This window comes from Streptomyces sp. NPDC030995, assembly GCF_055571215.1.
This window is the reverse complement of sequence record NZ_JBVIFS010000002.1, coordinates 396,912-411,013: the sequence shown is the minus strand read 5'-3', so window position 1 is coordinate 411,013 and position 14,102 is coordinate 396,912. Positions and strand designations below refer to the sequence as shown.

12 protein-coding genes are annotated in these 14,102 nt (G+C 73.7%); 9 read left to right on the top strand and 3 right to left on the bottom strand.

What is annotated here, in order from left to right; translation table 11 throughout:
- Positions 1–26: 26 nt before the first annotated feature.
- The gene (locus ACZ45T_RS05350) at positions 27–734 is read right to left on the bottom strand and encodes a SanA/YdcF family protein (RefSeq protein ID WP_468437686.1); all 708 of its coding nucleotides are present in this window, start codon (positions 732–734) and stop codon (positions 27–29) included.
- 357 nt (positions 735–1,091) lie between these two features.
- On the opposite strand from ACZ45T_RS05350, the gene ACZ45T_RS05345 reads away from it, so the two are divergent.
- From ACZ45T_RS05345 to dnaG, 4 genes are all read left to right on the top strand, one after another.
- Complete coding sequence (locus ACZ45T_RS05345) at positions 1,092–1,835, top strand: sirohydrochlorin chelatase (protein ID WP_468437684.1); 744 nt, start codon at positions 1,092–1,094, stop codon at positions 1,833–1,835.
- Positions 1,836–1,871: 36 nt separating this feature from the next.
- Positions 1,872–3,197, top strand: coding sequence for a deoxyguanosinetriphosphate triphosphohydrolase (locus ACZ45T_RS05340; RefSeq protein ID WP_468437682.1), 1,326 nt, complete (start codon positions 1,872–1,874; stop codon positions 3,195–3,197).
- Positions 3,198–3,290: 93 nt separating this feature from the next.
- Positions 3,291–4,565, top strand: a complete 1,275-nt coding sequence (locus ACZ45T_RS05335; protein ID WP_468437680.1) for an NAD(P)/FAD-dependent oxidoreductase — start codon at positions 3,291–3,293, stop codon at positions 4,563–4,565.
- A gap of 34 nt (positions 4,566–4,599) precedes the next feature.
- On the top strand, positions 4,600–6,513 hold the full coding sequence (dnaG, locus tag ACZ45T_RS05330; protein ID WP_468437678.1) for a DNA primase: 1,914 nt from the start codon (positions 4,600–4,602) through the stop codon (positions 6,511–6,513).
- Between the two features lie 192 nt (positions 6,514–6,705).
- On the opposite strand, the gene ACZ45T_RS05325 is transcribed toward dnaG, so the two are convergent.
- Positions 6,706–7,149, bottom strand: a complete 444-nt coding sequence (locus ACZ45T_RS05325; protein WP_468437676.1) for a gamma-glutamylcyclotransferase family protein — start codon at positions 7,147–7,149, stop codon at positions 6,706–6,708.
- A gap of 269 nt (positions 7,150–7,418) precedes the next feature.
- Here ACZ45T_RS05325 and ACZ45T_RS05320 point away from each other — a divergent pair, with 269 nt between their 5' ends.
- A complete protein-coding gene (locus tag ACZ45T_RS05320; RefSeq protein WP_468437674.1) occupies positions 7,419–7,961 on the top strand; it encodes a hypothetical protein in 543 nt (180 codons plus the stop codon).
- 130 nt (positions 7,962–8,091) lie between these two features.
- Positions 8,092–8,871, top strand: a complete 780-nt coding sequence (locus ACZ45T_RS05315; RefSeq protein ID WP_468437672.1) for a class F sortase — start codon at positions 8,092–8,094, stop codon at positions 8,869–8,871.
- A 94-nt stretch (positions 8,872–8,965) separates the two neighbouring features.
- Here the strand turns inward: ACZ45T_RS05315 and ACZ45T_RS05310 are convergent, their stop codons facing one another.
- Positions 8,966–9,742 carry a sulfite exporter TauE/SafE family protein gene (locus tag ACZ45T_RS05310; protein WP_468437670.1) on the bottom strand — a complete coding sequence of 259 codons (777 nt, stop codon included), beginning with the start codon at positions 9,740–9,742 and terminating at the stop codon, positions 8,966–8,968.
- A gap of 235 nt (positions 9,743–9,977) precedes the next feature.
- Here ACZ45T_RS05310 and ACZ45T_RS05305 point away from each other — a divergent pair, with 235 nt between their 5' ends.
- Genes ACZ45T_RS05305 through nirD form a run of 3 tightly spaced genes read left to right on the top strand, consistent with a single transcriptional unit; the run spans position 9,978 to position 14,099 of the window.
- Positions 9,978–11,240, top strand: a complete 1,263-nt coding sequence (locus ACZ45T_RS05305; protein ID WP_468437668.1) for an NAD(P)/FAD-dependent oxidoreductase — start codon at positions 9,978–9,980, stop codon at positions 11,238–11,240.
- A gap of 1 nt (position 11,241) precedes the next feature.
- Positions 11,242–13,770, top strand: a complete 2,529-nt coding sequence (gene nirB / locus ACZ45T_RS05300) for a nitrite reductase large subunit NirB (protein WP_468437666.1) — start codon at positions 11,242–11,244, stop codon at positions 13,768–13,770.
- Positions 13,767–14,099 carry a nitrite reductase small subunit NirD gene (nirD, locus tag ACZ45T_RS05295; RefSeq protein WP_468437664.1) on the top strand — a complete coding sequence of 111 codons (333 nt, stop codon included), beginning with the start codon at positions 13,767–13,769 and terminating at the stop codon, positions 14,097–14,099. Before nirB ends, nirD begins: the two co-directional genes overlap by 4 nt.
- Positions 14,100–14,102: the final 3 nt, after the last annotated feature.

Below are 14,102 nucleotides of genomic sequence, written 5' to 3'. Positions count from 1 at the left end.
CATGACTGATCGACATAGCCGGCGCGTCAGTCTGCCAGAGCGGCCAGGGCCTGCGACACCCCTTGCTCCTTCGGTCCCAGGAAGCGCGGGGCGGGCTTGAAGGCCGCGTCCAGCGCCGCCTTGCCGGCCGCGAAGACCTCGCGGGTCTCGCCGTAGTACCAGGTGGCGTCGTGCACGTCGGCCACCCCGACGCCGTACGAGTCCAGGCCCGCCGCCTGGCAGAGGGCGACGGCCCGGCGGATGTGGAAGCCCTGGGTGACCAGCACGGCCCGCTCGACCCCGAAGATCTTCTTGGCCCGTACACAGGAGTCCCAGGTGTCGAAGCCGGCGTAGTCGCTGACGATCTGCCCGTCCGGCACCCCGTGCTTGGTCAGGTACGTGCGCATCGCGTCGGGTTCGTCGTACTCCCTGCGGCTGTTGTCCCCGGTGACCAGCACGACCTTGACCTTGCCGGTGCGGTACAGCTCGGCCACGGCGTCGAGCCGGTCGGCCAGGTAGGGGGTGGGCTGTCCCCGCCACAGCCCCGCCCCGAACACCACGGCCACCCCGGCGGCGGGCGCGTCGGACGTGGTCCGCAGCCGGTCGGCGGCCGCCGCGTGCATCCACGCCGAAGGAAGCAGCGCCAGCACGCAGCCCGCCATGACGGTCTGCACCGCCAGCCGCCGGGCCCGCACACTGCGCAGCGCCGCGACCGTCCGGCTCCACGTGACTCTCGGCAGGCGCGGTCCGCGCATCGTCCATCCCCCTGGTGTCTCGGCTGCTGCTTCCCTGGTCAGGACGCCGCCGGGGCCCGTGTGGTTCGCCGGGCGGCCGGATCTGCCCCGCGCAGCGGCCGGATCTCCCCGGCACCGGCACAGGAGGGCACGGCCCCCGACACCCGCGCCGACCGCCCTGTGAGCAACCGGAAAACACCCGTCACCCCGGCGCAACGCTGCGGCAACCTCCAGCACGCAGGATCGGTTCATGACGGAGCCGGTGCACCCTCCCGAGTCCCCCGCCTTTCCCTTCGACAGTGCCGCCGAGCTCCTCGGCCGCATCACCGTCCAGCTGGGCACCCAGCTCAGTGGCCTGCGCCGACCCGGAGTCCGCCCATGCAGCCCACCCTCGTCGCCGTCGCGCACGGCAGCCGCGACCCGCGCGCCCTGCACACCGCCCTCGCCCTCCTCGAACGCGTCCGTGAGCTCCGTCCCCGGCTCGACGTCCGGCTCGGCCACATCGAGCTGAACGAGCCGCTCCTCGACGAGGTCCTCGGGGAGCTGCGCGGCGAGGCCGTCCTCGTCCCGCTGCTCCTCGGCCGGGGCTACCACGTCAAGCGCGATCTGCCCGCGGCCGCCGCCCGGGCCGCCCGTCTGCGCACCCGCGTCGCCGCCCCGCTGGGCCCGCACCCGCTGCTCGTCGAGGCCCTGTACGAGCGGCTCCTGGAGGCCGGCTGGACCGCGGGCACCGCCGTCGTCCTCGCCGCCGCCGGTTCCCGCGACCCCGACTCGGCGGCCGACACCCGCCGCGCCGCCGACATGCTCGCCGAACGCCTCGGCGGGGTCCCGGTGGTCCCGGCCTACGTCTCCGCCGCCGCGCCGAGCGCCCCGGAGGCGGTCCGCGCCCTGGCCGCGCGCGGCCACCACCGGATAGCCGTGGCCTCGTACTTCGCCGCCCCCGGCCGCTTCGCCACCCAGACCGCCGCGGCGGCGCCCGCCCTCGCCGCCGCCCCGCTGGGCGACCACCCGGCCCTGGCCCGCCTGTTGCTGCACCGCTACGACGAGGCCCTCGCCCTGCCCGTCGATCTGCCCGTCGATCTGCCCGTCGACCCCGCCCGGCCGGAACTCGTCTCCGCCTGACCCCGGTTTGTCAGTCGTTCCGGTTACCGTCTCTTCATGGAAGGCACCGCGCACGCCCCCGCAGACGACCTCGACGCCCTCTACGACGCAGCCGACACCGACCGCTGGGCCGCCGAGCCCGACAAACGGCCCGGCCGCACCGCCTTCCAGCGCGACCGCGCCCGTGTACTGCACTCGGCCGCGCTGCGCCGCCTCGCCGGGAAGACCCAGGTCGTCACCCCCGGCAGCCGCTCGTACGACTGGGACGCCAGTCCCCGTACGCGCCTCACGCACTCCCTGGAGTGCGCGCAGGTCGGGCGGGAGCTCGGGGCCGCGCTCGGCTGCGATCCCGACCTCGTCGAAGCCGCCTGCCTCTCCCACGACATGGGCCACCCGCCCTTCGGCCACAACGGCGAGGAGGCGCTCAACGAGTTCGCCAAGGACTGCGGCGGCTTCGAGGGCAACGCGCAGTCGCTGCGCCTGCTGACCCGTCTGGAGCCCAAGCGGTTCGTGCCCGACCCGGCGAGCGGCGAGCTCGTCAGCGTCGGCCTCAACCTCACCCGGGCCTGCCTGGACGCCGCGACCAAGTACCCGTGGGCGCGCGGCGACCACCCCACTGACCCCGGCTCGGTGAAGTTCGGCGCGTACGAGGACGACCTGCCGGTCTTCGAGTGGCTGCGCCGCGGCGCCCCCGCCGACCGCAAGTGCTTCGAGGCGCAGGTCATGGACTGGGCCGACGACGTCGCGTACTCCGTGCACGACTTCGAGGACGGCCTGCACGCCGGCCACCTCGATCCCAATCTGCTGTTCGCCGAGCCCGAGCGCACGGCGATCTGGCGGGTCGCCATCGGCCGGTACGTCCCCGCCGACACCGCGCCCGAGGAGTTGCGGGCCGCCCTCGACCGGCTGATGGAGCAGGAGTGGTGGCCGCACGGGTACGACGGTTCGGCCGTCGCCCAGGCCCGTCTGAAGGACGCCACGAGCCAGCTGATCGGCCGCTTCTGCCTGGCCGCCGAGGGCGCCACCCGCGAGGCGTACGGCTCGGGCCGCCTCACCCGTTACGGCGCCGAACTGGTGGTCCCGCGCGAGGCGCGCAACGAGTGCGCGGTGCTCAAGGCCGTCGCCGACCTGTACGTGATGCAGCGCGACGAGCAGGAGCGGATCCGCGCCGACCAGCGCATCGTCCTGGCCGAACTGGCGGAGGCACTCAGCGCCCGCGCCCCCGAGGGCCTGGACCCGCAGTTCCGGGCGATCTTCGACGCGGCCCCGGACGACAAGGCCAGGAAGCGCGCGGTCATCGACCAGATCGCGTGCCTCACCGACGCATCCGCCCGTTCCCTGCACGCACGTCTCACCCGGCGCACCCGACGCGCCGAAGGGTGAGCTGATCGAGCCACTCCCCCTTCACGCGGCAGGCTCAGTGCGGGACGCTCGCATGTGGTCGCATGTGGCGGAGAGGTTATGAGGAGGCATCACGTGGTCGACGCACACCGGACGTTCGTCATCGTCGGGGCGGGGCTGGCCGGGGCGAAAGCGGCCGAAACCCTGAGGTCGGAGGGGTTCACGGGGCGGGTGATCCTGATCGGCGACGAGCGCGACCATCCGTACGAACGGCCCCCGCTGTCCAAGGGGTACCTGATGGGCAAGGAGGAGCGCGAGAGCGTCTTCGTCCACGAGCCCTCCTGGTACGCGGCCTCCGACGTCGAGCTGCACCTCGGCCAGCCGGCGGTGCACCTCGACCGGGACGCCAAGAAGGTGGTCCTCGGGGACGGTACGGCCCTGCACTACGACAAGCTGCTGCTGGCCACCGGCGCCGAGCCGCGCCGCCTGGACATCCCCGGCACCGGCCTGGCCGGGGTGCACCACCTGCGCCGCCTCGCGCACGCCGAGCGGCTGAAGGGCGTACTGGCCGGGCTCGGCCGGGACAACGGCCACCTGCTGATCGCGGGCGCCGGGTGGATCGGCCTGGAGGTCGCCGCCGCGGCCCGCGGGTACGGCGCCGAGGTCACCGTGGTCGAGCCGGAGGCCACACCGCTGCACGCGGTGCTCGGCCCGGAGATCGGCCGGCTCTTCGGCGACCTGCACTCCGATCACGGGGTGCGCTTCCACTTCGGGGCCCGGCTGACCGAGATCGTGGGCCACGACGGCATGGTGCTGGCCGCCCGGACGGACGACGGGGAGGAGCACCCGGCGCACGCGGTGCTCGCCGCGATCGGCGCCGCGCCGCGGACCGCGCTCGCGGAGACCTCCGGGCTGGCCCTGGTCGACCGGCAGCACGGCGGCGGGATCGCCGTGGACGCGTCGCTGCGCACGTCCGACGCGGACATCTACGCGGTCGGGGACGTGGCCGCCGCCCACCACCCGGTGCTCGGGACCCGGCTGCGGGTGGAGCACTGGGCCAACGCCCTCAACGGCGGCCCGGCCGCCGCGCGGGCGATGCTGGGCCAGGAGGTCTCGTACGACAGGGTTCCGTACTTCTTCTCGGACCAGTACGACGTGGGCCTGGAGTACTCGGGGTACGCGCCGCCCGGCGGCTACGACCAGGTGCTGATCCGCGGGGACGTGGGCAAGCGGGAGTTCATCGCCTTCTGGCTGTCGGAGGGCCGGGTGCTGGCCGGGATGAACGTGAACGTGTGGGACGTCACCGAGCACATCCAGGCTCTGATCAGGTCAAAGGCGCCGGTGGACCGCGAGGCCCTGGCGGACCCGTCGGTTCCGCTCACGTCGCTGATCTCCACTGAGGGGGCCTGACGGGATTGTCGTCGCCCGGCCGTAGACTTCACGGGTGGCAGGACGGATCAACGACGACGACGTGAAGGCGGTACGGGACGCGGTCCCGATCGACGCCGTGGTCTCCGACTACCTCCAGCTGCGCAACGCGGGCGGCGGCAACCTCAAGGGCCTCTGCCCCTTCCACGACGAGAAGTCCCCTTCCTTCCAGGTCAGCCCCAGCAAGGGGCTCTACCACTGCTTCGGCTGCCAGGCGGGTGGGGACACCCTCGACTTCGTCATGAAGATCGACCACCTCTCCTTCTCGGAGGCGGTCGAGCGGCTGGCCGGCCTGGCCGGCATCACCCTGCGGTACGAGGAGGGCGGCTACACCGCCGGCACGAGCGGCCGCGGTGAGCGCATCCGGCTGGTCGAGGCGCACAAGGCGGCCGCCCAGTTCTACGTCGACCAGCTGGGCAGCCCCGAGGCGGAGATCGGCCGCAAGTTCCTGGCGGAGCGCGGCTTCGACCAGGCCGCGGCCGCGCACTTCAGCGTGGGCTACAGCCCGGCCGGCTGGGACCACCTGACCCGCTTCCTGCGCGGCAAGGGCTTCACCGACAAGGAGCTGATCACCTCCGGGCTCGCCCAGGACAGCCGCAGCGGCAAGCCCATCGACCGCTTCCGCGGCCGCCTGATGTGGCCGATCCGCGACATCAGCGGCGAGGTGGTCGGCTTCGGCGCGCGCAAGCTGCGCGACGACGACAACGGCCCGAAGTACCTGAACACCCCCGAGACGGCGATCTACAAGAAGTCCCAGGTGCTGTACGGCATCGACCTGGCGAAGAAGGAGATCGCGAAGACCTCGCGGGCCGTGGTGGTCGAGGGCTACACGGACGTGATGGCCTGCCACATGGCCGGGGTCACCACCGCCATCGCCACCTGTGGCACGGCCTTCGGCGGGGACCACATCAAGATCCTGCGCCGGCTGCTGATGGACAACGCCACCGCCGAGGTGATCTTCACCTTCGACGGCGACGCGGCGGGCCAGAAGGCGGCGCTGCGGGCCTTCGAGGACGACCAGAAGTTCGCCGCCGAGACCTCGATCGCGATCACCCCGGGCGGTATGGACCCCTGCGACCTGCGCCTCGCGCAGGGCGACGCGGCCGTTTCCGGGCTGGTGGAATCCCGTACCCCGCTCTTCGAGTTCGCGCTGCGGCACCTCGTCGCCCGGCACAACCTGGAGAACCCGGCGGGCCGGGCGGCCGCGCTGGACGAGGCGGCTCCGGTCGTCGCGAACATCAAGAACATCGCGATCCAGCACGAGTCGGCGGTCCAGCTGGCGGGGATGCTGGGCATCCGCGACGAGCAGTTCGTGGTCAAGCGGGTCGCACAACTGGCCCGCTGGGCCCGGGAGCGCGGGAACCAGCCCCCGCAGCAGGGCAGGGGCGGCGGCCGGCCGTCCTACCAAGCCGAGCCCGCCTCCGCGCCCGCCGCCCAGCCGGCCGGCGGCCCCGCGCTGAACCTGCGCAGCCCGGCCCACCGCACCGAGCGCGAGCTGCTGAAACTGGCCCTCCAGCGGCCGGCCCTGGTCTCCCCTGCCTTCGACGCGTACGGCATGGACGAGTTCACGGCCCCGCCCTACGCGGCCGTGCGCCAGGCGATCCTGGACGCGGGCGGCGCCTCGCTCGGCACCGAGGACTACCTGGCCCGCGTCCGCGAGGCCGCCCCGAACGACACCGTGCGCGCGCTCGTCACGGAGCTGGCCGTCGAGGCCATCCACGCGAAGACGGTGGACGAGATCTACGCCGGGGTCCAGCTGGTCCAGGTGCGGCTGCGCGCCGTCGACCGCCGGGTCCACGAGATCCAGGGCACGCTGTCGCGCCTCGGCCCGCAGGCCCCGGCGGAGCAGTTGGCCGCGGTCCAGGAAGAGCTGTGGGTGCTCCAGCAGTACGGCCAGCGGCTGCGCAACCGCGGGGCCGAGGGCCTCTAGCCCGTCTCTTTCGGACCCACCCGCCGGTTGCGGCGGGGCCGGGTGTGTGCCGGGGCGTCCCCGCAGGGCGCCGAACACAACACCGCCGCACTACCCGACCCCTCGCCACGTTCGGCGCCCGAGGAGACGCCCCGGCGCGCGCCCGGCCCCGGCGCAACCGGCCCCGCCCCGACCCGGCCCCGCCGCAGCCGGCTACCGCCGCAGCCAGTCCCCGCCAGGTATCTCGATGCCCGCCTCCGTCAGCCGGCGCGCCAACGGCGGGGACGCCAGATAGACCCAGGCCCGGACCGGGGTGCCGTCGGGGCGCAGGGCCTCGCGGGCGATCCGGTCGTAGATGTTCCCCGGGCGGCCGGGGCCCCCGTACTCCTCCAGCACGTCCAGCGCGGCCAGCAGCTCCCCGTACGCGCCCGGCGCCGCGGTGATCAGCTCCCCGACGACGGCCGAGCCGGGGCGGTGCAGGGCGAACGGGTAGCCGGGGCCGTCGTAGAGCGCCGCGTCCGGGAGGGTGGCGGGCTCCTCCGAGGCGGTGCGGCCACGCAGGAACAGGTCGTGGTTGGCCTCGCCCGGGCGCAGGGTCCCGTATACGAAGAACGGGAGCGCGGCGCTCGGATCCTGTGGCCGCTCGACCGATGTCACGGGCCCTCCCTCGGCTCGGGCGCAGCGGTCCGCCGGCCGGGCGCGAGAGGCCCGCCGCGTCCTGCGCCCTACCACGGTACGCACCGCCGTCGCCGCTGGATCACCCGGACGGCACGTGTGGCCCGGATGGCCTCGAACAGGGCCTTGACCTGTGAGAACGGCCTGCGGGCGGGCCATCCCCCGGCAGACCTGACGAGACATCAGCAGGCGGGCGCCGGGCGGGCCGGGTTATCTCGGAAGCACGACCCCGTGTCTCCAGGAGTGACCCCATGCGCCGACGTACCGCACACGTGCTGACCGCGACCGCGCTGACCGCCGCCGCGTTCATCGGCCCGGTCGCCGGCGCGGTCGCGGCCGTCGACCTCGGCATGGTGGGCTTCGCGCCCGGGGACTTCGCCCCGCTGGAGGTGTGGCCCAAGTCCGCCGCCCCCGGCGCCACCGTCACCGTGAACACCACCGCCTGCGGGAAGGGAAGCCACGCCGAGGGCGATGCCACGACGGTCGGCGGCGGCCGGTTCAAGCTGGTCCCGGGCACCCACAAGGAGGTGGTGGTGGGGCAGTTCCAGGTGTCCCCCAGTACCCACCCCGGCACCTACGGCATCGGCGCGACCTGCGCGAACGGCAAGTTCGCCACCGGTGACCTGGTCGTCACCGAGCGCGGCCCGCAGGGCCACGTCAACACCGGGGTGGGCGGTGGCACGACCACCACCACCAACCCCGCCAAGATCGCGGCGGGGGTGGCCGTCCTGGCCGCCACCGCCGTCGGCGGTACCTGGCTCCTGCGTCGCCGGGCGAGCGGCACGCGGAGCTGACGGACGCCCACCGCGGCTCCGGCCGCGGTCCGACCGGTACCGTCCCCCGTCGCCCGCCCCGCGAGGTCCCCCCCGTTCGCGGGGCCGGGCGACGGCCATTCACCCCGAAACAAAAGCCGAGGGGGCACGCATGGGTGGCGATTTCGGCGGCGTCGGCGGCCGGGACCGGCAGCCCTGGCCCACGACCGAAGGCCGCGCCGGATCCGGAAAGGGCCCCGGAAGTGTCTGCGGAAAGGGATCCGGAAAGGGCTCCGGATCCGGTGCGCGCTCCCCCCACCGGGCCGGCCGCACCCCCACCGCCCGCCACGGGGGCCTCGTCGCACTCGCCGCCTGCATCGGCATCTGGCTCGTGACCAGCGGTTCCCGCGAGCCGGTCGGGCCGCCGCTGCCCTCCCCCGCCGAGGCGCTGACCGCCGCCGGGGCCGCCGCCACGGGCCCCGCCATCGCGCCCCTCCCCGGTTCCCCGCCCAGCCGGATCCGGATCCCCTCCATCGGCGTCGACGCCCCGCTGGCCGGGCTCGGCCTGGAACGGGACGGCAGCCTCGAAGTGCCCCCGCCCGCGCGGCGCGACCTGGCCGGCTGGTACCGCGAGGGCACCACCCCGGGGGCCACCGGCACCGCCGTCATCGCGGGGCACGTGGACGACTCCGCCGGGCCGGGGGTCTTCTACCACCTGGGTGCGCTGCGCCGCGGGGCCGCGATCGAGATCCCGCGCGCGGACGGACGTACGGCCGTGTTCACGGTCCACGCCGTCGAGGTCTACGACGCGAAGGCCTTCCCCGACACCCGCGTGTACGGGCCTTCGGCGCGCGCCGAGCTACGGGTGATCACCTGCGGCGGCGGCTTCTCCCCGCGCACCGGCTACCGCGGCAACGTGGTCGTCTTCGCGCACCTCACCGGGACGTACTAGTGCTGTGACCGGAAAGGTTCACCGGGTCACAGCACTAGACACCCCCCAAAGCCTGTCCGAGCGATCTCCGGGGCCTCGGCCACGCTCCGCGGCGTCAGCCCCACTGCTCGATTCCGAGCTTGATCACCAGCGCGCCCACCACCGTCAGCAGCACGCCGCGGACGAAGCCGCTGCCCTTCTTGAGTGCCATGCGGGCGCCGATCATGCCGCCGGCCAGGTTGAACACCGCCATCAGCGCGGCCAGCTGCCACAGCACCATGCCCTGGTACGCGAACATCGCGAGCGCCCCGGCGTTGGTGCAGCAGTTGACGATCTTGGCGGTGGCGGAGGCGGTGACCAGGTCGAGGTGGAGCAGCGCCGTCAGAGCGAGCACCAGGAAGGTGCCGGTGCCGGGCCCGATGAGGCCGTCGTAGAAGCCGATGCCGAGGCCGGCGAGCCCGATGGCGAGCAGCACCCGCTGCCGGCTGACGGGCGAGGTGGCCGGGGCGGTGCCGAAGGCGGGCTTGAAGAGGACGAAGCCGGCGACGATCACGAGCACCACCATGATCAGCGGACGGAGGGCGTCCTTGCTGATGCCCCCGGCGAGCGCGGCGCCGCCCATCGAGCCGGCCAGCGCGGCCAGGCCGATGCGGACGGCTAGCTTCACGTCCACCGGGGCCTTGCGGACGTACGTCACGGCCGCGCCCGCGGTGCCGACGATGGCCACGGCCTTGTTGGTGCCGAGGACGGTGGCGGGGTGGGCGTTCGGCAGGCCGAGCAGCAGTGCGGGCAGGAGCAGCAGGCCGCCGCCGCCCACCACCGCGTCGATCCAGCCGGCCGCCGCGGCGGCCACGCACAGCACGATGATCATGGTCGTTGATATGTCAGGCACGGACCCGACCCTATGGACCGGTTGGGTGCAGCAGCCATCAATCCCCGGAAACTTGCGCAAAGGTTGAGCTTCACCTGGTCGCAGCCCCGTCCGGGCACACCGGTAGGGGACCTCCGGTCCGCGGCCACCATCCGGGAAGGCCTCACGGACGGGTGACCCGGGCGCTGAGGTCGGCGTTCCGTCCGGGTAACAGGAGCGATGCGGCGGGGAAACAGCGACCACGCACGCTCTTGGCATGACCTCGGAACAGCGTGTGGTGGTGATCGGCGGCGGCCTCGCGGGCCTGCGACTCGCCGCGCGGCTGACCGGCGGGGCGGCGGTGACCGTCCTCGGCGAGGAGCCGCACGTCCCGTACAACCGGGTGCTGCTCGCGGAGGTGCTCGCCGGCCGCTACGCGCCGGAGGTGACCGCCCTCCCCACACCGGGGCCGGCGCTGCGCCGCGGCGTCCGGGCGGTACGGATCGACCGCGCCGACCGGACGGTGCTGTGCGACGACGGCACGGTGGCGGAGTACGACACCCTGGTGCTGGCCACCGGCTCGAACGCGGTGCTCCCGCCCCTGCGCGGACTGTTCGAGCCCGAAGGGCGCGACCTCCCGGACGGGGTCCACGCCTTCCGCACGATGGACGACTGCCTGGCCCTCTCGGCGGCGGTACGCCCCGGGGTGCGGGTGGTGGTGATCGGCGGGGGCCTGCTGGGCGTCTCGGCAGCCCGTGCGCTCGCCTCGCGGGGCGCGCAGGTGGTCCTGGCCCAGCAGGGTGAGCGCCTGATGGAACGCCAGCTGGACGCCGACGCCTCGGCCCTGCTGCACGCGCACCTGACCGGCCTCGGCGTGGAAATCCACACGGAATGCCGGGTCCGCGGCCTGACGACACATCCTGCGGCGCCGCTGCCGGGGGCGGAGCCCGGGAAGCAGCGGGGCGGGGACACGGCCAGGGGCGTCACCGGGGTCGAGCTCGCCGACGGCTACCGCCTCGACGCCGACATCGTCGTGCTCGCCTGCGGCGTACGCCCCCGCATCGGGCTCGCCCAGGCCGCCGGGCTCGACGTACGCCGGGGCATCGTGGTCGACGACCACCTCCGCACCAGCGACCCCCGCATCCACGCCATCGGCGACTGCGCCGAGCACGCCGGCCAGGTGTACGGCCTGGCGGGCCCGGCACTGGAGCAGGCCGACGCCCTCGCCGCCACCCTCACCGGCTCCCCCACGCAGTACACCGGCACCCGCGCCCTCACCCGCCTCACCCTCGGCGGAGCCGACGGGCACTTCGACCTCGCCGCCTTCGGCGAGACCACGCCCCGCCCCGGCGACGACGTGGTCCACCTCACCGACGCCACCCGCCGGACCTACCGGAAGGTCGTCCTGCGCGACGACCGCCTCGTCGGCGGGGTCCTGCTCGGCGAGCTCTCCACCGTGGGCGCCCTCGCCCGCACCTGGGAGGGCGGGGAATCACCGCACGACCTGTTCCACCTGCTCACCGACGACGGAGGCCACTGACATGACCGTGACCGAGCCCCTGCCCCACATCGTGCTCATCGGGCACGGCATGGTCGGCCAGCGCTACCTCGAGGCACTCGCCGAGCGCGGGGCCACTGCCGGCCACCGGATCACCGTGCTGTGCGAGGAGCCCCGGCCCGCATACGACCGCGTGCACCTGACCTCGTACTTTTCCGGCAGCACCCCCGAGGACCTGTCCCTGACGCCCTCCGGCTTCATGGCGGAGCACGGCATCACCCTCCACCTCGACGACCCCGCCGAGAGCATCGACCGAGGCGCCCGCACCGTCACCTCCCGCTCGGGGCAGGTGTTCCCGTACGACGTCCTGGTCCTGGCCACCGGCAGTTATCCCTTCGTGCCGCCCGTCCCCGGCAAGGACGCCCCCGGCTGCTTCGTCTACCGCACCATCGAGGACCTCCTCGCGATCGAGGAGTACGCCAAGACGCGCACGAACGGCGCGGTCGTCGGCGGCGGCCTCCTCGGGCTGGAGGCCGCCGGCGCGCTCCAGGGGCTCGGCCTCACCACCCGCATCGTCGAGTTCGCCCCCCGCCTGATGCCCGTACAGGTCGACGAGGGCGGCGGCGCGGCCCTCCTGCGCACCATCGAGTCCATGGGCCTGACCGTGCACACCGGGGTCGGCACCCAGGAGGTGCTGACCGGCGAGGACGGCCGCGTCAGCGGCATGCGGCTCTCCGACGGCTCCACCGTCGACACCGACCTCGTCGTCTTCTCCGCCGGTGTCCGCCCCCGCGACCAGCTGGCCCGCGCGGCGGGGCTGGACGTCGGCGAGCGCGGCGGCATCGCGGTCGACGCCCACTGCCGCACCTCCGACCCGCACGTCTACGCCATCGGCGAGTGCGCGCTCGCCGTCGACGGCCGGGTCTACGGCCTGGTCGCCCCCGGCTACGAGATGGCGGAGACCGCCGCCGAGGACCTGCTGGGCCGGGAGAAGGAGTTCACCGGAGCCGACCTCTCGACCAAGCTCAAGCTGCTCGGCGTGGACGTGGCCTCCTTCGGCGACGCCCACGGAGCCGCCGCCGGCAGCCTCGACGTCGTCTGGTCCGACTCCCGCTCCGGGGTCTACAAGAAGCTGGTGGTCTCCCCCGACGGAGTCCTCCTCGGCGGGGTCCTGGTCGGCGACGCGGACTCCTACGGGCTGCTGCGCCCGCTCACCGGCAGCGTCCCGCCTGTCTCCCCCGAGCAGCTGGTGCTGCCCGCCGGTCTCGGCGCGCCCGTCGCGCTCGGCCCGTCCTCGCTCCCCGACCACGCGGTGATCTGCTCCTGCCACAACGTCACCAAGAAGGCCATCACCGCCTGCGCCACCCTCCCCGAGGTCAAGAAGTGCACCAAGGCGGGCACCGGCTGCGGCAGCTGCCTCAAGGTGATCGGACAGCTGCTGCCGGCCGCCGCCGACAAGGGACTGTGCGGCTGCTTCCCCTTCACCCGGGCCGAGCTCTACGAGATCGTCCGCACCCGGCGCCTGACCTCGTACGAGCAGATCCTGGACGGCCACGGCCGCCCGGAGGCCCGCGGCGGCGACGGCTGCGAGGTCTGCAAGCCCACCGTCGGCTCGATCATCGCCTCGCTCGCCCCGACCCTGGGTGCCAGCGGCTACGTGCTGGACGGGGAGCAGGCCGCCCTCCAGGACACCAACGACCACTTCCTCGCGAACCTGCAGCGCAACGGCTCGTACTCGGTCGTCCCGCGCATCCCCGGCGGCGAGATCACCCCCGACAAGCTGATCGTGATCGGCGAGGTGGCCCGCGACTTCGGCCTCTACACGAAGATCACCGGCGGGCAGCGGATCGACCTCTTCGGCGCGAGCGTGGACCAGCTCCCGCGGATCTGGGCGCGACTCGTCGACGCCGGATTCGAGTCCGGGCACGCGTACGGGAAGGCCCTGCGGACGGTGAAGTCCTGCGTGGGGCAGACCTGGTGCCGCTACGGGGTCCAGGACAGCGTCAAGATGGCCATCGACCTGGAGCTCCGCTACCGCGGGCTGCGCGCCCCGCACAAGCTCAAGTCGGCGGTCTCCGGCTGCGCCCGCGAGTGCGCGGAGGCGCAGAGCAAGGACTTCGGGGTCATCGCGACGGCGAGCGGCTGGAACCTCTACGTCGGCGGCAACGGCGGGGCCACCCCGCGGCACGCCGACCTCCTCGCCCAGGACCTGTCGGACGCGGAACTGGTCCGGCTGATCGACCGGTTCCTGATGTTCTACATCCGCACCGCCGACCGGCTGGAGCGGACCTCCACCTGGCTGGATCGGCTGGAGGGCGGCCTGGCGCACCTGCGGGACGTGGTGGTGCACGACTCGCTCGGTCTGTGCGCGGAGCTGGAGTCCCTGATGGCCGAGCACGTGGCGCACTACCGGGACGAGTGGGCCGAGACGCTGGAGGACCCGGAAAGGCTGCGCCGGTTCGTGTCCTTCGTCAACGCGCCCGGCGCCCCCGACCCGACCGTGAAGTTCGTACCCGAGCGCGACCAGGTCAAGCCCGACCTGGCCGTGCTGACGATCGGAGGAGTCAGATGACCGTGGAACTGCAAGTGGCGCAGGGCTGGCTGACGGTGTGCGAGCTGTCCGCGCTCGTCCCCGGGCGGGGGGTCGCGGCGCTGCTGCCCGACGGGAGCCAGGCCGCGGTGTTCGTCGACCGCGCGGGGCGCCCGTACGCCATCGCCAACCAGGACCCCTTCACCGGGGCGCACGTGCTCTCGCGCGGGCTGGTGGGGGCCGTGGGGGGCCGGCCCTTCGTGGCCTCGCCGCTGCTCAAGCAGCGCTTCGACCTGGAGTCGGGGCGCTGCCTGGACGACGAGGAGGTGGCGGTCCGGACCTACCCGGTGCGGACCGCCGCGACCTCCTGACCA